The sequence below is a fragment of the Thalassotalea sp. Y01 genome (genome assembly GCF_012932945.1).
Taxonomy (GTDB): Bacteria; Pseudomonadota; Gammaproteobacteria; order Enterobacterales; family Alteromonadaceae; genus Thalassotalea_A.
Map to the genome: position 1 here is coordinate 74,252 of NZ_JABBXG010000003.1, position 19,770 is coordinate 94,021.

Sequence of the window (19,770 nt, forward strand, 5' to 3'; positions counted from 1 at the left end):
CGTTTACAGTTTGATCGAGATCAAGTTTACACCTTTGTTATTTAACGTAATTTTAACAGCGCTTGGCGGTTACAAAGTCACATAAACTGGAAAGTTCCATGTTTATTGTGATCTTTTGTAACGCAAATGCTCATTCAATGTGTTGTATTTTCGTCATTTCCCTTTCTCCCTCTAATTTTTGTCTCTAATTGATTACATTTGATAACCAAACAAAGATGGTTGCACAGAAAATAATCGATACAATGCCCGCCAGTTTTTAGGCAGCAGGTGCTTTTTCAGCAACAGCCTGCGTGATGTATTAGATGTGAGATATTAAGATGCGTAAATTGGCGATTGTATTGGCGACTTCAGCGACTATGGCAGCTACCCCAGCGTTGGCAGAACAGTATTATGGTTTTGCAAATGTTTCGATAAACTATCTTGACTGGAGCGACAAGACGGAAGACAGAACGGATCCTGATATCGGCGGCTTTGGTGGCGCTAAAGAAGATTTCTTTTATATCGAAGTTGAAGGTGGCGCAGGCTTTGATTGGGGGGATGTATACGGTTTTATCGATTTTGAAAATCCACAGAACTCACGCACCGATGAAGACGATAAAGGGGATACCGACGGTTTCCGTATCGCAGCGAAAGGTTCTGTTGCGGTCAATATCGGTGAGTCAAATTGGAACTACTATGGTCACATATACTCATTCACAGAAGCATCTGGTGGCTTTTACGATCAAAACGTCGTGTTGGGTGTAAGTTACGACTTGTTTACTGAATCAGGATTGTGGATTAAACCATTTATTGGTGTGCACGTTGAAAATCAAACGTTTGCTGGTTCAGGTATGAACGGTTTCATGGCCGGCTATGTATTAGGTTATGATTTTATGATTGGCGAAGAAAAATTTGCCGTAACGCAATGGCATGAAACTGAATTTGGCCGAGATGATCAATTCCGTAACAATGGTACGCAATACACCATAAACTCAGTTGGTCACAATGGTGCGGTATCTCTTTGGTGGCACACCAATAAGAAACTGACACTTGGCTTGCAATACCGTTACGCTGACCACAAGCTTGGTACCTCAGCCTATCAAGATGCGGCAATCGTCACCGCTAAATACAATTTCTAATAACGCAGAATATTGATAAAAGATGCAGTATTTTACGAAAAACGGCGCCAAGGCGCTGTTTTTTTGTGAGCTAAATAACGCTGTTTATTTGATATTTTTAATTTATATTGCAAATACCTAACGAACTTAATCCTTGAACTAGGGTCGTAAGCTATAATTTGAAGATAAAAAACCTGTTTTGTGGTACTTCGTTCTGAAAAAGCGGACGTGATTGGCTAAAAATTATAATATATTAACAATTACTTACTAATTTATAATGCGAAACCAATACAGCTCGGGTAAAATCGAAACGATAATAATTATCAGTAAGTGAAGATGGAAAATCTTGTAGAGATCAAAAACTTAAGCTTTTTCAGGGAAGAGCGTTGTATTTACGATAATATCAGCCTCAACATTCCGAAAGGCAAAGTCACCGCAATCATGGGACCAAGTGGTATTGGTAAAACCACGTTGTTGCGTCTTATTGGTGGGCAATTAAAACCCCAGCAAGGTGAAATCCTGTTTGCCGGCGAAAACATTCCTGCATTGTCTCGCAAGGACCTTTATCGTCTCCGTAAAAAAATCAGTATGTTATTTCAATCTGGTGCCTTATTTACTGATATGTCGGTATTTGACAATGTTGCGTTTCCTATTAGAGAGCACAGTCAACTTCCAGAAGATTTGATTGCTAAAATGGTGATGATGAAGCTAGAAGCTGTTGGCTTGCGTGGCGCTATGGAACTGCACCCAAGCGAGTTATCCGGCGGTATGGCTCGACGTGCGGCGTTGGCCAGAGCCATTGCCCTTGATCCTGAGTTGATTCTATACGATGAACCTTTTGCTGGTCAGGATCCAATTTCAATGGGGGTTGTTGTTCGCCTTATTCGCGATCTTAATGACGCGTTAGGGTTAACCTCGGTTGTCGTTTCCCATGATGTGCCTGAGGTGATGAGTATCGCTGATTACATATACATCATTGCTGATCAACGTATCATTGGTGAAGGCACACCGCAAGAAATCGAGCAGCAACAATCACTATTGGTGAAACAATTTATAAAAGGCGAAGCCGATGGACCGGTGCCATTTCATTACCCTGCAAGCTCATATAAAAAGCAGTTGCTTGGAGATGCTGGTTAATGATTGAACAAATAGCAAGTTTAGGGCGTGCCACAGTCGCTATGGTGGCGGGGCTAGGTAGAGCGTTGTTGATGTTGTTATCAGCATTGTTACATTGGCCCAGTGTGCGTAAAGGCTGGCCACTGCTGGCTAAGCAATTGTATTCAGTTGGCGTATTATCACTGTTGATAATTATCGTTTCCGGTACCTTTATCGGTATGGTTATAGCGCTGCAAGGATACACTATACTGGTAGGCTACGGCGCTGAAGCGAGCCTAGGTCCAATGGTTGCGCTGTCTATACTGCGTGAGTTAGGACCCGTTGTTACGGCGTTATTATTTGCCGGTCGAGCTGGTTCAGCATTAACCGCTGAGATAGGCTTAATGAAAGCAACCGAACAACTCAGTAGTATGGAAATGATGGCCGTAGATCCATTGCGACGCGTTATTGCACCACGTTTTTGGGCTGGTTTTATATCTATGCCATTGTTGGTTGCGATTTTTTCGGCGGTGGGGATTTTTGGTGGGCATTTAGTCGGTGTTGATTGGCTAGGTGTTGACTCTGGTACGTATTGGTCAGTGATGCAAGCTCAGGTGGATTGGAGTGCTGACGTCATGAACGGCATGATAAAGGCAGTAGTGTTTGCCTTTGTCGTTACTTGGGTTGCTGTATATAAAGGTTATGATTGTGTGCCGACGTCAGAAGGCATAAGTCGGGCGACCACATCCACGGTGGTACAGTCGTCGTTAATAGTTTTAGGTCTGGATTTTATTCTGACCGCCCTGATGTTTGCGAATTAGCATAGTAGGTGTAGTGACATGGTGTCGAAGAAAATAGAATTAATGGTAGGAATTTTTGTTGCATTGGGCATAGCTGCTCTATTGGCATTAGCGTTGAAAGTTGCTGATGCTGGCATCAAAGGTAATGGTGAAACCTACAAACTGTATGCCAAATTTGACAATATCGGTGGCTTAAAAGAGCGTTCACCAATCAAAGTTGGTGGCGTAACCGTTGGTCGAGTTCAGTCGATTCAGCTGGATACAGAAGATTATATGCCGGTAGTGACTCTTGATATTTACAGTAAGTACAGCAATTTTTCTGAGTCTACCTCGGTCTCTATATTGACTGCGGGTCTATTAGGTGAGCAATATCTTGGCTTAGAGCCTGGGTTTGTTGATGAAGAGCTTGGTGTAGGTACATTACAGCCAGGTGATTTTATTGAAGATACTAAGCCAGCTCTGGTATTAGAAGAGTTGATTGGTCAGTTTTTGTTTAGCCAGGGTGAAGACTAATCTATTTGTCGGAATTAGCATTTATGAAAATTTTATTTATTAAATTAATCAGTTTTGTTTTTACGATTGTAAGTTTTTCTGCATTGGCGAGCGCTGATGTCGACAAATCAAACCCTTATGCAATGATTGAAGAAGTTGCACAAGTTACATTTGACCGTTTTGCAAGTGAAGAAAAAAACATTAGTGAAAACCCTGAAATTCTTAAGGACATCGTTCGTGAAGAGTTGATGCCACACATATTTTATCAATATGCAGGATTGAAAGTGCTTGGCAACTACGCCAAGAAAGCCAGCAAAGATGAGCGACGTGAATTTGTCGCAGCATTTCGTGAATATTTGATTACCTCATATGCACAGGTTTTCACTTTGTATGATAATCAACGCATCGTATTCAAGCCGGAACAAGATTTTTCTAAGAAGAAAATTGTTATGGTTGGTGTTGATATTATCGACGAGCAACGCCCACCAATTAACATTCAATTTAAAGTCCGTAAAAACAGTAAAACCAATGAATGGCAAGCATTCGATCTTGTAGCTGAAGGCATTAGTCTATTAGATGCCAAGCAAAAAGAATTACGCAGTATTTTAGCGCAAAACGGTGTGCCAAAAGTAACCGAAATGCTAAAGGAAAAAAGTCAGCGTAAGATCGTATTTAAAGATAACGCCGATGAAGTTAGGGCTAAGATTGAAGCCCAAAGTGAACCGGCGACGGAGCAGTAATCTTTGAGTAACGACTTTACTATAGATACCAATGATGACGGTCAGTTGGCCGTCGTTGGTGAACTAACAAGAAAAAGCATAATCGGTAAGCAACAAAAGGTTTTTGCCGATATTGTTGGTCAAGATAGCCAAGATATTGATTTATCGAAGCTTAATAAGGTTGATACCGCAGGCCTGGCCTGGCTGTTAGCGCTGTTCGAGTTCGCTGCGCAAAAACAAATCAAAATTAACTATTCCCAACCACCCTTAGAATTGGTTAAACTCGCTACTTTAAGCCGAGTTAATGAGCTGTTGGCGCTGGATTAAGCGTCAATCTATAAACGCCATTTCTGGCAACTTAAATACAAAATTGGAGAAGTCACTATGGATGTTAGTGATATTGAACGTTTGCTGCACGACAGTCTGACGCTGGATGAATTACATGTCACTTTTGATGGCTCACAATGTAAAGTGATTGCCGTTGCCGATATGTTTGATGATATGTCTCGTGTAAAAAAACAGCAAACGGTATACGCGCCATTGGCAGGCGCTATTGCCGAAGGCAAAATCCACGCGGTAACCATTAAAACATTTAACTCTGCTCAATGGCAGCGTGAAAAAATGTTTAATATGCCGTCATAAATAACATATTAAATAACACTAAGAAGGGCTATTTTGGACGCGTTTCGTATAAGTAGTGGTAACCAACTGAATGGCGATGTCGTCATCAGCGGTGCCAAAAACTCCGCATTACCGATTTTATTTGCAACCATTCTTGCTGAAACTCCGTTGACAGTAAGTAATGTACCTCAATTGAATGACATTAATACTACCTGTAAATTATTGGGTGAGTTAGGCGCGCAAGTGTCTTGGCAGGGTGATGATGCCGTGCATATTGATGCTTCTCAAATCAATAACTGTTTAGCGCCGTATGAGATGGTAAAGACCATGCGTGCGTCAATTTTGGTACTTGGTCCTTTGTTGGCTCGTTTTGGCCACGCGGAAGTATCATTGCCTGGTGGCTGTGCTATCGGTGCAAGACCGGTCGATTTGCATATTTCTGGCCTGAAAATGATGGGGGCAGAAATTAATGTCGAAAATGGTTATATCATCGCTAAGAAACAAGGCCGTTTGCAAGGCGCAACCATCTTTATGGATGCAGTTAGCGTAACGGGTACTGAAAACTTAATGATGGCCGCTGCACTGGCTGAAGGTACCACCATTATTGAAAATGCCGCACGTGAACCTGAAATTGTTGATTTAGCCAATTTCATTAACGCCATGGGCGGCAACGTATCTGGTGCTGGCACTGACACATTGACCATTGAAGGTGTCGAGTCATTGCAAGGTGCAGAACATAAGGTTATGCCTGATCGCATTGAAACCGGGACATTCTTGGTTGCTGCTGCGGTTACTGGTGGCAAAATACGTTGCCTGAATACCGACCCGCATGCGTTGGAAGCGGTTATCAGTAAATTGCAAGAAGCCGGCGCTGCCGTTACCTTTGGCGATGACTGGATCGAACTGGAAATGAATGAACGCCCGAAAGCGGTAAATATTCGTACCGCACCACACCCGGCATTTCCAACCGATATGCAGGCGCAATTCGTTACCTTAAACGCTATCGCACAAGGCACCGCGACGACAGTTGAGACGATATTCGAAAATCGATTTATGCACGTACCAGAATTACAACGTATGGGTGCAGACATCAAACTTGAAGGTAATACCGCAGTATCTGTTGGTGTTGAGGGATTGACCTCCGCTCAAGTAATGGCAACGGATTTGCGTGCCTCTGCAAGTTTGGTTATCGCCGGCCTAGTTGCTGATGGTGAGACTATAGTTGATCGTATCTACCACATTGATCGTGGTTATCAAAAGATTGAAGACAAGTTGCAAAAACTGGGTGCGACTATCACTCGTTTTAAAATCAACTAGATTTAACTCTTTGTACAATAATAAAAAAGGCAACTTTAGGTTGCCTTTTTTGATCGCCTATTCGCGGCATTTATTAGCAGCGGTTAGCGTTTAAATTCGCCAATAATCACTGGTATGGTGATCAGCTTATTCTCGCGATAAATGGTGAATTCAAGCTGTGCGCCAGGATTGGTTTCCGCAATAATATCCAAGGCGTGGTTGATGCTGTTAATTTCCTGGCCTCCAATTTTATGAACCACATCGTTAATCGCTAATCCTGCCGCTTCTGCAGGACCACCTGGCGTAATTTGATTAACAACAAAGCCTTTAAGGTGATGATTGTAACTATCAGAGCTTACCCCTAACCAACCGCGAATGACTTGGCCGTTTTCAATCAACTCACGCATAACCTTGGCCGCCAGTTTATAGGGCACGGCAAAGAATATCCCTTGAATATTAACTTGTGGACTTAATCGTTTAAATTGCGCAGAGGTAATACCGACTAAATCACCATTAGAATTGACCAATGCGCCACCTGAGTTACCGTCATTGATCGCCGCATCCATTTGTAAAAATTCACGATAATTGGTACTACTTAAACCATTACGACCTGTGGCACTGATAATTCCTTGAGTGACGGTTTGACCAATATTCAATGGATTGCCAATCGCCAATACAACGTCACCAACCAACGGGGTGAGGCTGTCGTCGCGAGGAATGACGGGTAAATTATCAGCGGCAACTTTTAACACCGCTAGGTCGGTAATTTGGTCACTACCAATTAGTTCGGCGGTGAGTCGTGTGTTATCTTGCAGAACCACGCGAATCATATCCGCATTCATTACCACATGATAATTGGTGAGGATATAACCTCTAGGATCCATAATCACCCCAGAGCCAAGCTTAACTTGTTTACGCGGTGTATTTTGATAATAGTTGCCGCGCTCAATGGTCTCGGAATAGATGTTAACCACCGCTGGTGCGGCTTTGGCGACGGCTGTCGCAAAGGACATAGGGTCAGATTTTTGCGTGTCTGGCTTGAATATATTAAAGGATACACTGTTGCCGTCACGTAACTCTGGCACCAATATCAATAATACAACGGCAGTTAATAGGCCATAACTGATCGCTCTAAGAATATAGGAAAGTGCCGGTAAAATTTTCATCCGCAGCTTATTGTTGTTAAAGGGCAATAATTAAAATACTAGCACTTTTCTCACCGGCGACAAAGAGTTAACTCATCGGTTTTATGCGCAGGCTAGATTCTTGTGATGGCAAATTGCTAACAAAAAAGGGAAGCATAGCTTCCCTTTGAAAAACGCTCATAGCTTAGCGCATCATTAAGTAGAGTTTGGTGTTCCCACGCACGATATTGAGTGCGACAACGCCTTCAATTTCTGCAAGTAGATCGCGAAACTCAGCTAAGTTACTTACTGGTTTGCGGTTCACACCGGCGATAACGTCACCATCTTGCAGGCCAACGGCTGCTGCAGGGGAGTTTTCGATAACGTTTTTAACCAGCACGCCCTCGCCATCTTCACTACTGCTTAATTGAGCACCTTGTAGCATAGGGTGCAAACTGGAGGCAGCGATGTTGGCCTCGGTTGTGCCTTTTAGGGTGACGTCAAAGGTTTTGCGTTTACCGTCTCGTAAAATCGTCAACTCAACCTCATTACCGGCACCAATAGAACCTATCTTGCCACGCAATTCATTGAAGTTGCGAATTTTGCGACCATTCACTTCAATGATAATGTCGCCGGCTTTTAAGCCTGCTTGTTCCGCTGCTGAATCTGGCGCCACTTGTGAGACAAAACCACCTTGATTGGTCTCTAAATCCATGGCTTTTGCCAATTCAGGATTAATTGAGTTACCGGTGACACCGAGCACGCCACGGCGTACTTCACCGTATTCGATGATTTGATTGACGAGATTTTGCATCATCGTTGATGGTATCGCAAAACCGATACCAACGTTGCCACCATTAGGGCCTAGAATCGCGGTATTGATACCGATAAGCTCGCCTCTTAAATTGACTAACGCGCCACCGGAATTGCCGCTATTAATTGCCGCATCGGTTTGAATAAAGTCTTCCAGCTGTTCAATGTTAAGGCCACTACGGCCCAACGCACTGACAATACCAGAGGTAACGGTTTGGCCAAGTCCAAATGGGCTACCAATGGCGACGGCAAAGTCACCGACGCGCAGATCATCTGAATTAGCGATTTTAATTTCGGTCAGGTCTTCACCGTCTATTTGCAGCAACGCGATATCACTTTGTGCATCGGTGCCTATTTTCTTGGCTTTAAACTGACGACCATCGGTGAGATTGACCAGTATGGTGTCGGCTTCGTCAATAACATGGTTATTGGTAACGATATAACCTTTATCGGCGTCAATAATAACACCTGAGCCTAAGCCTCTAAATGGGCGCTCTTGCGGTTCTTGACCACGGCGTTGGCCAAAGAAGAATCGGAAAGGATCGGATTGTTGTACTTCTTGCGTACCTTCCACACTAATGCTTACAACAGCGGGTGTGGTTTGTTCTAACATCGGGGCTAATGACGGTAAACTTTGACCGTCTACTTGCGCTGGCAAGGCAGCATATGAACTAGCGGGGAATAATGTTAAAGAACCAATTAAAAGCGCGACAGGGGTCAGTGCAAACTTCTTTTTCATATATAAGACTCCAATTTTAGTTAATTCTTAATATTTTTATGCTGAAAAAACAAAGCCCAGAGTTAAGCCGGGCTTGATTGCGTATCACGAATAAAAATTCGTCGTAACTGTTAACTAGTGACTCACTTGAATAAGCAAAGTTCAAAACGAGCTGTATATTAGCTCGCCTTGTTTGTAACAACTTGTTGCGCGTCACTGAATATACCACTCGGATCATCTGAATAATCACGAGGTGGCTCAGTTAACGCTTCGTTGCGTACACCGCGCTTAGCTTTCTTCGGTAACGGATTAGAGCGAATGTGCGCTTCAGTTTCGGCTGAGAAGAAAGGCATTTCATTGCTGCGTTGATTGGCTCGGTCCAATAGTTGCGTACTTTGTTCCATTTGAATCATCGCTGTTTTGCAAGCGTCATTCATTTTTGCCAATAAATTAGTTGAGTTTTGTAGATGTGTTGCCACTTCATTTTGATACTGCTCAAGTGAAGTCTTACTCTCAGTCACTTCTTGTTGCAGGTGTTTAAACTCTTGTTCTGAAGCCGACATTTGTTTGCGCGCGAAAAAACCGCCGGCAGCGCCGATGATGACACCGATGAGAAGGTAGATGAATTCCATATTTATTCCTTACTGTTTCGACACAATAACCTGGTTTCCTGTTTTGATACGTATAGTAAGCTATAGAGGATTAGAGTGTAACCAGGGATTTTGTTATTTTATGACTCTTTTTAGGGTTTTATTAGATTAGAATGACAGCCCTAATGGAGTTTTCAACCAAGTTGCCATAGCAGTCTTGGTTGCCTTCTCTTATAATAGCGTTAATTTAATACTTTCACACCTCCGATCTGGTGATTATTTGTAATTTTTCAACGTCATAGCATGAAATTGATAATGATCAGAGGTGAATCATCCATACTCTTATTTATAAGTTATCGAAAGCGATACCATGATTAAGCTAACACCTTGGCAAAAATACCAACAAGATCTTCAAACTAACGGTTTCAGTCACGATTCAGCACAAGAAAACGCGGTTAAGCAACTGCAGCGCTTGTATGATGATTTGCAGACTAAGCCGATAGCGGTTACTGGCTTTAAGAAAGTGCTCAAAGGCTGGGTTAAAACCATGGCCAAACCAAAGGTAAATAAAGTCAAAGGCATTTATTTTTGGGGTGGTGTTGGTCGAGGTAAAACTTATTTAGTCGACACTTTCTATGATTGTTTGCCGTTTGAGCAAAAAATGCGGGTTCACTTTCATCGCTTTATGCATCGTGTGCATGACGAGCTTAATCTGCTTAAAGGTCAGCAAGACCCGTTAAAAATCATTGCTAAAAAGTTTGCCAAAGAAACCCGTATTATTTGTTTCGATGAATTCTTTGTTTCTGACATTACTGATGCCATGTTGCTTGGCACCTTATTTGAAGAGTTATTTGCCCACAATGTCACCTTAGTCGCGACGTCAAACATTATTCCAGATGAACTGTATAGAAATGGCTTACAGCGGGCTCGCTTTTTGCCGGCGATTAAGTTGATTAACGAAAACTGTGATGTGGTTAATGTCGATAGTGGTATTGATTATCGCTTGCGCACCCTTGAACAAGCGGAAATTTTTCATTCCCCACTTGATGCCAAAGCCGATGAAAATATGGCGCTTTATTTTAGCCAATTAACGGTTGAGCCGGGTCAGCAGGGCAAGGTCTTAAAAATTAATAATCGCCCTTTGACCACTCTACGAGAAAGTGATGGCGTAGTGCAGTTTGACTTTAGTGAGCTGTGTGAATCCGCTCGCAGTCAATCAGACTATATGGAGCTAAGTCGTATTTACCATACGGTGTTGCTCGCCAATGTGAAACAAATGGGCCGTGAAACCGACGATAGCGCTCGCCGTTTTATCGCTCTGGTCGATGAGTTTTACGAACGAAATGTGAAACTGATTATCTCTGCCGAGGTAGAAATGGAGCAATTGTACAGCGACGGCGGTTTAAATTTTGAATTCAAACGTTGTTTATCTCGCTTACAAGAAATGCAATCTATGGAATATCTGGGCTCTGAACACTTGCCTTAGTCATTGTTGGCAAAGTTATGCCCTGAATTTATCCATTAAATTGCAATATTTTGTAAAAAACGCTATTTGATTGAAAATTAAACTTCATTTTTACAAAAATATTCTCTATAATTCGCGGCTCCCAACGTTACAACGCTTGAAAAAGCAACAGACTCGATACTCGAAGGGGTAAAAACGTAGTCTATTTAATCGGTTATTGGTAGCAATAACTTTTTATGTAACTTATTTATTATGGGTTTTTATCAATGAAAACTTTTGTAGCTAAACCAGAAAGCGTAACTCGCGAATGGTTTGTAGTGGACGCCGAAGGTAAAACTTTAGGTCGTATCGCTACTGAAATTGCTCGTCGCCTACGCGGTAAGCACAAGCCAGAATACACTCCTCACTGTGACACCGGTGATTATATCGTTGTTGTTAACGCTGAAAAAGTACGTGTAACTGGTAACAAAGCGAAAGGTAAAATTTACTACTCGCACACTGAATTCCCTGGTGGTCTTAAGCAAATTAGCTTTGAAAAGCTAATCGAAAAAGCACCAGAGCGTGTAATTGAATTCGCAGTTAAAGGTATGTTGCCAAAAGGTCCTCTAGGCCGTGACATGTACCGTAAACTTAAAGTGTATGCTGGCGCTGAGCACAAGCATGCGGCACAACAACCTAAAGTATTGGAGTTGTAATCATGGCTGATAATCAATATTACGGCACTGGTCGCCGCAAGAGCTCTGTAGCTCGTGTATTCATGAAAGCTGGTAAAGGTACTATTACCATTAACAATCGTGACATCGAAACTTATTTCGGCCGTCCAACAGCACGTATGGTTGTTCGTCAACCACTTGAGCTTGTTGAAATGGTTGAGAAGTTTGACCTTAACATCACCGTAGTTGGTGGTGGTATCTCTGGTCAAGCTGGTGCGATCCGTCACGGTATCACTCGTGCGCTAATGCAGTTTGACGAAACTCTACGTTCAGAGCTTCGTAAAGCAGGTTACGTTACTCGTGATGCTCGTAAAGTTGAACGTAAGAAAGTGGGTCTACACAAAGCGCGTAAGCGTCCACAATTCTCGAAACGTTAATTTTACTATTCGATGCAAAAAACCGGCCTTCTGGCCGGTTTTTTTTTCTTAAATAATTGTTTACCCAAAATTTACACTGTTTAGGCTATTGCAGAAAAAGGCCGAAATAAGCGCACTTCCGACAAGGTTTTATCTTGTAAAAAAATGTACAATTCTTTATTATAAGCAAAATTTTTTAATCGTAATTTTGCTACCTTTTTTCTGTTTTCGTTAAAATGAAGCAAAATTCAATAAAAACAACAATTTTCCTGAAAATTCACGAGAAATCGTTGTAAGAAAAATCCTATCGGCAGAGCGATACGTTTAATATAGCTCTGGCGAGACAATTTTTTCTGTGTCTAATAAATAGTATTGGAGAAATGAAATGAGCAATGCGCCCGTGGACAACGGCCGTCGACGCTTCCTAACAATCACGACATCTGTCGTTGGTGGTGTAGGCGTTGCTGGTGCAGCTGTGCCATTCATCGCTTCCTGGAACCCAAGTGCCAAAGCTAAAGCTGCCGGTGCCCCAGTCGAAGTAAATATTAGTAAAATTCAAGCTGGTCAGCTGGTACGTGCAGAGTATCGTGGTAAGCCTATCTATGTTGTTCGTCGTCCAGCGACGATCATCGATGCATTAGGCGGTCATGAAGATCAGTTACGAGATCCTAATTCGCAAGAAGAACAGCAACCTGCATACGCACAAAATCAATACCGCTCAATTAATCCTGAGTATTTGGTAGCTGAAGGTGTTTGTACTCACTTAGGTTGTGCTCCAACATACAAAAAAGGCGATTTTGCTGAGCATGTTGAAGGCGTAGATTACGGTTTCTTCTGCCCGTGTCACGGTTCTAAGTTTGATATGGCTGGTCGTGTATTTGCTGGTGTTCCTGCTCCATTGAACCTAGTTGTTCCAGAGCATTCATTCCCAGATGACAACACGCTTGTTATCGGTATTGGTAAAGGAGACGCATAATGCTTGCTAACTTTATGGCTTGGATTGACAAGCGTTTGCCAGTTACGGATGCTTGGAATAAGCACGTAGGTCAGTACCCGGCACCTAAAAACTTTAACTTTTGGTACTTTTTTGGCTCTCTAGCCATGCTAGTACTTGTTAACCAAATCGTTACTGGTATTTGGTTAACTATGAACTACGAACCATCAGGCGATGGTGCATTCGCTTCTGTAGAATACATCATGCGTGATGTCGACTACGGTTGGTTGCTACGTTACATGCATTCTACCGGTGCGTCAGCGTTCTTCGTTGTTGTTTACTTGCACATGTTCCGTGGCTTAATTTATGGTTCTTACCAAAAGCCTCGCGAATTGCTGTGGATCTTCGGTATGTTGATTTACTTGGTGCTAATGGCTGAAGCATTCATGGGTTACTTATTGCCTTGGGGTAACATGAGTTACTGGGGTGCACAGGTAATTATATCCTTGTTTGGTGCGATTCCGGTTATCGGTGATGATCTGACTACCTGGATTCGTGGTGACTACGTCATCTCTGGCGCTACCTTGAACCGTTTCTTCGCTTTGCATGTTATTGCATTGCCACTTGTGCTTTGTGTGTTGGTATTCTTGCACATCCTAGCCTTGCACGAAGTTGGTTCGAATAACCCAGATGGTACCGACATTAAGAAGCCAAAAGGCTCAGTACCAGACGAAGAGCAAAGTAAGTTCAAATTCCATGAACATTACACCAAAAAATACGATATCGTTGATGCGATTCCGTTCCACCCTTATTACTCTGTTAAAGACATCATGGGTGTTGTTGGTTTCCTTATCTTGTTCTGCTGGGTTATGTTCTTCTTCCCTGAAGGTGGTGGTTACTTCCTTGAGGCGCCAAACTTTGAACCAGCTAATGGCTTGAAGACGCCAGAGCACATTGCTCCGGTATGGTACTTCGGTCCATTCTACACCATCTTACGTGTAGTTCCTGACAAGTTAGGTGGTATGATCCTGATGTTTGCTGCTATTGGTATGCTATTCGCTTTACCATGGTTTGATCGTGGCGTTGTGCGCTCGTTCCGATTCCGCAGTAAGTTACATTTGTTTAATCTTGTTCAATTCGCTGTGTGTTTCGTCGTACTAGGTTACCTAGGTACTCAACCGTCGAACTTTATCAATAACTTGATTGGTACAATTACTACCATTGGTTACTTCGGTTTCTTCATCGCCCTTTGGTTCTACTCAAAAGGTGAGAACACTAAGCCAGTTCCAGAGAGAGTGACAAAATAATGAAAAAAACACTTATTGCATTATTGGCTCTAGTACCTGTTCTAGCATTTGCAGCAGGTCCTAACATTCCGTTAGATAAAGCTAACAACGATCTTACTGACAAACAGTCATTACGTAACGGTGCTGAAACCTTTATGAATTACTGTCTTGGTTGTCACTCGTTGCAGTATCAACGTTATAACCGTACCTTCGCTGATTTAGAAATCGATGAGAAAGAAGGTATCGAGACGCTTATGTTCACTGGCGAAAAAGTCGGTGACCATATTGTCAACACGATGCCAGCAAAAGAAGCGGCTGCGTGGTTCGGTGCTGCGCCACCGGATTTAACATTGGTAACTCGTTACAAGAAAGGCGGTGCGGATTGGTTATACACCTACTTGCGCTCGTTCTATGCTGACGAAAATCGTCCGTTCGGTGTTAACAACGCCGTGTTTAAAGATGTTGGGATGCCACACGTATTCCAACAACTGCAAGGCGTACAAGAGCTAAGCGATGACGCAAAAGCAATGTTGCAATTGCCATCGACTGAGCAACGCCCGTTGACCTCTGCGGATCTAGTATTAACTCAACCTGGTCAATTAACACCACAAGAGTACGATACTTTGGTTCGCGACTTGGCTAACTTCCTAGAATATACTGGTGAGCCAGTGAAGGTTGAACGTAAGCGCCTAGGTTACTGGGTAATTGGCTTCTTGTTCATCTTGTTCGTACTATCATACTTGCTGAAGAAAGAATATTGGCGCGACGTTCACTAATATTACTTTCTTAAGCTAACTTATTGGGGCTATACTGGTTATCGAAACGATAATTTTGGTTAGCCCCTTTCGCGTACTTATACAGTACCTTGATTGCCAAGGATATTTTGGCAATATTGGAAATGACACATTTGGAGGATATATGGCTGTAGCCGCCAACAAACGTTCTGTAATGACCTTGTTTTCTCTGGCCGATGATATGTATTCACATCAAGCTCGTATCGTGCTTGCTGAGAAAGGCGTCGGTGTAGATATTCATTTGGTAGACCCAGATAATTTGCCTGAAGATTTAATTGATTTAAATCCATATGGCACAGTTCCAACTCTTATTGATCGTGAGTTGGCATTGTACGAAGCGAAAATCATTATGGAATATCTGGATGAGCGTTTCCCACATCCACCTTTGATGCCTGTTTACCCGGTATCTCGTGGACGTAGTCGTTTGATGATGCACCGCATTGAAAATGATTGGTATACGCTTGCCAGAGTCGTAATGTCAGGAGACGCTGATGCCGCTGAAAAAGCGCGTCAGGAGCTACGTGAGAGCCTGCTAAGTGTTGCCCCAATCCTAAACGAAGCACCGTACTTTATGAGTGAAGAGTTTAGTTTGGTTGATTGCTACTTGGCACCATTACTATGGCGTTTACCGGTATTAGGTATCGAGTTATCAGGCCAAGGCAGTCGCGAATTGAAAGCGTATATGTTGCGCTTATTTGATCGCGAATCATTCCAGGCCTCGTTAACTGAAATCGAACGCGAGCTTCGCTTTGGTCGTCCAGCCTAAGCATCGCTGAGGAAGTACAATGACCGTAGACATGACATCGAATAAACCGTACTTGATCCGGGCATTCTATGACTGGATTTTGGATAATGAACTGACGCCATATATTGTGGTCGATACCAATTATCCTAATGTTGTTGTGCCAGAAAATCATATCGACAATGGTCAAATTGTGCTGAATATTACGCCCGCTTCAGTTGGTTCAATCAGTATGAGTGAAGAGGTGATTGAGTTTACTGCCAGGTTTGGTGGTAAGGTTGAACACCTTTACGTCCCTCATGAAGCGGTTGCCGCGATATATGCTCGAGAAAACGGTGTTGGTAGTTCTTTTGTCGTCGATTACCCTGAACTAGGGGAAAGCGAACCAGAAGAAGAGCCAAAACGACCTGAGAAAAAAGGTAAGCCAAGCTTATCTATCGTCAAATAAGTCGATAACACGGCATCAGTAAATATATAAAAACCAGCATGTTGCTGGTTTTTTTGTTGTAGACTTAGAAAAAATAACGACGTTGGAAATTGATTTGAATTCAACCTCTTGGCGCAGTCTTTTGGTCTTGGCATGTTGCACACTTGCGGCATATTCTAGTTATGCCAGTGACAATGAGACGACCACAAGCACCTGCCAACCAATGACAGTCGAGTTTATCAATCAACCGATCTTTAGTGATGATATAGAACAACACTATTTCTTTCATGATTGGGCCAACAAATTACACATCAATACCACCGAATCAACACTGCGCCAAGAATCATCTTGGTTTGTATCGCAATGTCAATTAACGGCTAAGCAATTAGCAGAGTGGGAGCGAAAGTTACGCAAGCTCAGTTATATTGAGGAAGCGGATATCAAGGTAGATGATAAAGCCGCGAAGGTAACCGTTACCACTCGAGATAATTGGTCCTTGTTACCAACCTTAGATTTTTCGCGTAAAGGTGGCAAAAATCGCTATGCGTTAGGGGTTAAAGAGCGCAATTTTCTTGGTCGTGGTATTGAGCTTGACCTGAAGACATTTGAAAACAGTCGTCGTTCAGGCTTCATCGCTAATGCGACTGTGCCTCATGTATTATTTGCCAATAGTGAGTTGGGGTTACGCTTTGCCGATAATGATGACGGTCAACAGCAAGCAATTTCACTGGCTAAAAAGTTTGCCAGTAGTGCAGATAGCTACGCCTATAAATTGTTCTATAACGACAATGAACGTGTCGATACCTTGTTTCATAATGATAACGACGAGTATGAATACGGTCATGATATTCTTAATTATTTCGCCTCTTACCAACATTTGTTGAGTAATAATCAACAGCGATTTTGGCGGATGCAGTTTGGCTATGGCCTTGACCGGCATCGATTTGCCATAGAAGACGATAACACAGCACCTTTTTTACCTGCAGATCGTGAATTTTCCGCGCTATTTGTCGGCCTCGAGTTCCAACAAAAGCAACATCAAAAGCTGAGCAATATCTATCAAGTCGGAAAAATCGAAGACATCAATTTTGGTTGGCATATACAAAGTCGGCTGGCGATATCAGATGGTCAGGATGACAACACCAGAGACAGCAGCTGGCAACTCAGCGCAAGTAAGTTTTTTAACCTTGGTGCACAATGGTACTTGGCATTTAACTCGGCCGTTGATTATGACCAAAACCATCAACAAGATAGAACACGAGCATTGGTCACCGGTGAGTTATTTTGGACGTTGGCAGATCGTTGGACTCTATACCTTAAGAGCGCCAATCAATATAGCGACAACGAATACTTAGATCGCATTGTCACCATTGGCGGGGATACCGGATTACGCGGCTACCCGGTGCAATATCAGCATGGCGAAAACAGTCATTTGTATACCTTAGAAGGGCGTTATTATCCAAACCTAAATTGGTGGCGACTATTCAATGTCGCTGGTGTCGCATTTTACGACCGCGGCAAAGCTACAGGCGACTCGATATTGGTTAACGATGAAGATGGCTGGCTCGACTCCGTTGGACTTGGCCTACGTTTATACAGCCCTCATGCGGCAGGAGACAACAAAGTGATTCATGTTGACCTTGCGTACGCGTTAAGTGATAACGATGACGTCAAAGGGCTAGAAATTCGCCTGTTAGCACGGCGACATTTTTAATCAGCACTGGCCTTGGTAATGGAGCAAAGTCTCTCTAGCGTCTAGACTAGGGCATTATGCAACCCAAACATCTGGCACTTATTGTTTTTATCGTTGGCTTTATCACCCCGAATCTGGTGTATGTGATCAGTGCGAGCAATGAGTGGGTGCCGCAATGTATTCCTTACTTTGATGGCTGCACGTCAATTAGCCGCGCAGGCCGACGAGGTTATAGCCTATTTATTTTTCGCGCCTTTGAAATCGCGCATGCGGTACTGTTGATATTGTATTGGTATCTAGCCTATGTATGGCTGCAAAAACTTGGCTGTCAGTACGAGCGTTCGCTGCGCTGGATGCTAGCGTGTGGCATCATAGGCGCAATAAGCTTGGCAGTGTATGCCGACTTTTTAGGCACTGACGGTCATGTCTATCGTTACATGCGTCGATACGGCATTATTCTCTACTTTGGCCTGTCACCGTTAGCGCAATTACTGATGATAAACGCCTTATTTAAGTTGCAAGACAAGGTCAATTTCAGCGCAGTATTTAAACGCTGTTTACGTATTAAACTCGCGTTGTTGGTAATTATGTTATTGGTCGGTGTTGGCTCTGTTGTGATGCAATATACGGGATACAGTAGCTTTGAACGGGAAAATATTGTCGAATGGAATTTGGGTTTACTAATGATCTGCTTTTATGGGTTAAGCTGGCGAATGTGGCGCGACTTTAACGTTACATTTGATATTAAGTCGCAATAATAAAGGCGCTTAAAGCGCCTTTATTGCATCTAATGTTATACCTAAACGCAGATTAGATGTTTTCAAAAGCTTTATAAACTCTTGCGACACCATTAATGTTGCGAACAATTTCGACAGCAATATTGGCTTCATTGGCATTCACCATACCCATCAAAAACACTTCTGAATCTTCGGTGATAACTTTAATTGCTGTCCCGTCTAGTTTATCCGAGGCAAGTAATTCGGTTTTCACCTTAGTCGTAAGCCAAGTGTCATTGGTACGAGTACCTATGGTCGTTGTATTGCCAATACGAATTTGATTATGCAATTTGCGAATACCCTGAATATCTTTAATGGTGGCAATCACCTTATTGCGGATATTCTGGTTTGGTGCTTGACCAACAACAAGTACAGTACCGTTTAAGCTGGTGATTTGTACTCGGGTGACATCATCTAATTCACTGTTATCAGCAATTAGCGTATAAGCTTTTACTTCAATAGTTTGATCATCAACCTGAGCGCCAATAGTACGGCGGTCATTTACAGACGCGGCACCGGCACCTACGCCAGCAATAATGGCAGCAGCACAGCCCTGCAACATGGTTAGTGATAATAGCGCAATGGTTAACTTTTTCATTTTTATTATCTTGCTTTAGGTTGTTATTGTTTAACTGTCCGCTTGTGGGAACAGGGTCGTATCAATAATTTCGCACAAACAGTGTATCGCAAGCAAGTGAACTTCTTGAATTCTTGCGGTACGAGCTGATGGCACGCGAATTTCGACATCGTTTTCACCAAGTAATCCGGCTATCTCACCACCATCTCTACCTGTTAGTGCAATGATTTTCATATCTCGAGCAACGGCCGCTTCAATCGCCTTGATGACGTTTTGCGAATTACCACTGGTTGAAATAGCTAATAGAATATCGCCAGCGTTACCTAACGCTCTAACCTGCTTTGAGAACACTTCTTCATAGCTATAATCGTTAGCGATTGAGGTCAGGGTGGAACTGTCGGTGGTCAGGGCGATCGCGGGTAAACTTGGGCGCTCAGTTTCGTAGCGATTTAAAAGCTCAGAGGAAAAGTGTTGTGCATCACCCGCACTACCACCATTACCACAGCTAAGAATTTTATGGCCGCCAAGTAGGCACTCAACCATAGTCATCCCGCCTTTTTCAATAGCGACAGGTAATTCTTCACTGGCTGCAATTTTGGTTTCGATACTTTCGCGAAAGTTATGTTTAACCCTTTCTAACAT

The 19,770-nt window shown here is 42.8% G+C and carries 23 protein-coding genes; 18 read left to right on the forward strand and 5 right to left on the reverse strand.

Annotated elements, in window-relative coordinates:
- Window positions 1–317: 317 nt before the first annotated feature.
- From HII16_RS05210 to murA, 8 genes are all read left to right on the forward strand, one after another.
- A complete protein-coding gene (locus HII16_RS05210) occupies window positions 318–1,118 on the forward strand; it encodes an outer membrane protein OmpK (protein ID WP_169128122.1) in 801 nt (266 codons plus the stop codon).
- A gap of 315 nt (window positions 1,119–1,433) precedes the next feature.
- Window positions 1,434–2,234 carry a phospholipid ABC transporter ATP-binding protein MlaF gene (gene mlaF / locus HII16_RS05215; protein WP_169128124.1) on the forward strand — a complete coding sequence of 267 codons (801 nt, stop codon included), beginning with the start codon at window positions 1,434–1,436 and terminating at the stop codon, window positions 2,232–2,234.
- A complete protein-coding gene (mlaE, locus tag HII16_RS05220; RefSeq protein WP_211183408.1) occupies window positions 2,234–3,013 on the forward strand; it encodes a lipid asymmetry maintenance ABC transporter permease subunit MlaE in 780 nt (259 codons plus the stop codon). The genes mlaF and mlaE overlap by 1 nt, the downstream gene beginning before the upstream one ends.
- Before the next feature lie 18 nt (window positions 3,014–3,031).
- Window positions 3,032–3,505: an outer membrane lipid asymmetry maintenance protein MlaD gene (gene mlaD, locus HII16_RS05225; protein ID WP_135439047.1), complete on the forward strand. Its 474-nt coding sequence runs from the start codon at window positions 3,032–3,034 to the stop codon at window positions 3,503–3,505.
- Between the two features lie 23 nt (window positions 3,506–3,528).
- Window positions 3,529–4,224 carry a phospholipid-binding protein MlaC gene (gene mlaC / locus HII16_RS05230; protein WP_169128126.1) on the forward strand — a complete coding sequence of 232 codons (696 nt, stop codon included), beginning with the start codon at window positions 3,529–3,531 and terminating at the stop codon, window positions 4,222–4,224.
- A 3-nt stretch (window positions 4,225–4,227) separates the two neighbouring features.
- Window positions 4,228–4,530: an STAS domain-containing protein gene (locus HII16_RS05235; RefSeq protein WP_169128128.1), complete on the forward strand. Its 303-nt coding sequence runs from the start codon at window positions 4,228–4,230 to the stop codon at window positions 4,528–4,530.
- 57 nt (window positions 4,531–4,587) lie between these two features.
- Window positions 4,588–4,845: a BolA/IbaG family iron-sulfur metabolism protein gene (locus tag HII16_RS05240; RefSeq protein WP_135439050.1), complete on the forward strand. Its 258-nt coding sequence runs from the start codon at window positions 4,588–4,590 to the stop codon at window positions 4,843–4,845.
- Window positions 4,846–4,878: 33 nt separating this feature from the next.
- On the forward strand, window positions 4,879–6,141 hold the full coding sequence (murA, locus tag HII16_RS05245; protein ID WP_169128130.1) for a UDP-N-acetylglucosamine 1-carboxyvinyltransferase: 1,263 nt from the start codon (window positions 4,879–4,881) through the stop codon (window positions 6,139–6,141).
- Between the two features lie 83 nt (window positions 6,142–6,224).
- On the opposite strand, the gene HII16_RS05250 is transcribed toward murA, so the two are convergent.
- The 3 genes from HII16_RS05250 to HII16_RS05260 form a co-directional block, all read right to left on the reverse strand.
- Window positions 6,225–7,286 (reverse strand): trypsin-like peptidase domain-containing protein, encoded by a 1,062-nt coding sequence (locus HII16_RS05250; protein ID WP_135439052.1) that lies wholly within the window; start codon window positions 7,284–7,286, stop codon window positions 6,225–6,227.
- A gap of 163 nt (window positions 7,287–7,449) precedes the next feature.
- Window positions 7,450–8,796 (reverse strand): DegQ family serine endoprotease, encoded by a 1,347-nt coding sequence (locus HII16_RS05255; RefSeq protein ID WP_169128132.1) that lies wholly within the window; start codon window positions 8,794–8,796, stop codon window positions 7,450–7,452.
- Between the two features lie 158 nt (window positions 8,797–8,954).
- Complete coding sequence (locus tag HII16_RS05260; RefSeq protein ID WP_169128134.1) at window positions 8,955–9,407, reverse strand: DUF1043 family protein; 453 nt, start codon at window positions 9,405–9,407, stop codon at window positions 8,955–8,957.
- A gap of 328 nt (window positions 9,408–9,735) precedes the next feature.
- Between HII16_RS05260 and zapE the strand changes: the two genes are divergently transcribed.
- The 10 genes from zapE to HII16_RS05310 all read left to right on the forward strand — a co-directional run bounded on the left by zapE (window position 9,736) and on the right by HII16_RS05310 (window position 18,533).
- A complete protein-coding gene (gene zapE / locus HII16_RS05265) occupies window positions 9,736–10,851 on the forward strand; it encodes a cell division protein ZapE (protein WP_169128136.1) in 1,116 nt (371 codons plus the stop codon).
- A 245-nt stretch (window positions 10,852–11,096) separates the two neighbouring features.
- On the forward strand, window positions 11,097–11,525 hold the full coding sequence (rplM, locus tag HII16_RS05270) for a 50S ribosomal protein L13 (protein ID WP_135439056.1): 429 nt from the start codon (window positions 11,097–11,099) through the stop codon (window positions 11,523–11,525).
- Between the two features lie 2 nt (window positions 11,526–11,527).
- Entirely contained in the window at window positions 11,528–11,920 is a 393-nt protein-coding gene (gene rpsI / locus HII16_RS05275) for a 30S ribosomal protein S9 (protein ID WP_135439057.1), read from the forward strand.
- A gap of 364 nt (window positions 11,921–12,284) precedes the next feature.
- Window positions 12,285–12,875 (forward strand): ubiquinol-cytochrome c reductase iron-sulfur subunit, encoded by a 591-nt coding sequence (petA, locus tag HII16_RS05280; protein WP_135439058.1) that lies wholly within the window; start codon window positions 12,285–12,287, stop codon window positions 12,873–12,875.
- Window positions 12,875–14,140, forward strand: coding sequence for a cytochrome bc complex cytochrome b subunit (locus tag HII16_RS05285; protein ID WP_169128138.1), 1,266 nt, complete (start codon window positions 12,875–12,877; stop codon window positions 14,138–14,140). The genes petA and HII16_RS05285 overlap by 1 nt, the downstream gene beginning before the upstream one ends.
- Window positions 14,140–14,895 carry a cytochrome c1 gene (locus tag HII16_RS05290; RefSeq protein WP_135439060.1) on the forward strand — a complete coding sequence of 252 codons (756 nt, stop codon included), beginning with the start codon at window positions 14,140–14,142 and terminating at the stop codon, window positions 14,893–14,895. The genes HII16_RS05285 and HII16_RS05290 overlap by 1 nt, the downstream gene beginning before the upstream one ends.
- Before the next feature lie 142 nt (window positions 14,896–15,037).
- The gene (gene sspA, locus HII16_RS05295; protein ID WP_135439061.1) at window positions 15,038–15,679 is read left to right on the forward strand and encodes a stringent starvation protein SspA; all 642 of its coding nucleotides are present in this window, start codon (window positions 15,038–15,040) and stop codon (window positions 15,677–15,679) included.
- A gap of 19 nt (window positions 15,680–15,698) precedes the next feature.
- Window positions 15,699–16,103 (forward strand): ClpXP protease specificity-enhancing factor, encoded by a 405-nt coding sequence (locus HII16_RS05300; RefSeq protein WP_228445264.1) that lies wholly within the window; start codon window positions 15,699–15,701, stop codon window positions 16,101–16,103.
- 94 nt (window positions 16,104–16,197) lie between these two features.
- Window positions 16,198–17,796 carry a hypothetical protein gene (locus HII16_RS05305; protein ID WP_169128140.1) on the forward strand — a complete coding sequence of 533 codons (1,599 nt, stop codon included), beginning with the start codon at window positions 16,198–16,200 and terminating at the stop codon, window positions 17,794–17,796.
- Between the two features lie 56 nt (window positions 17,797–17,852).
- A complete protein-coding gene (locus HII16_RS05310; RefSeq protein WP_169128141.1) occupies window positions 17,853–18,533 on the forward strand; it encodes a hypothetical protein in 681 nt (226 codons plus the stop codon).
- 52 nt (window positions 18,534–18,585) lie between these two features.
- On the opposite strand, the gene HII16_RS05315 is transcribed toward HII16_RS05310, so the two are convergent.
- Window positions 18,586–19,149: a BON domain-containing protein gene (locus HII16_RS05315; RefSeq protein WP_135439064.1), complete on the reverse strand. Its 564-nt coding sequence runs from the start codon at window positions 19,147–19,149 to the stop codon at window positions 18,586–18,588.
- Window positions 19,150–19,179: 30 nt separating this feature from the next.
- Window positions 19,180–19,770 (reverse strand): phosphoheptose isomerase, encoded by a 591-nt coding sequence (locus tag HII16_RS05320; RefSeq protein WP_135439065.1) that lies wholly within the window; start codon window positions 19,768–19,770, stop codon window positions 19,180–19,182.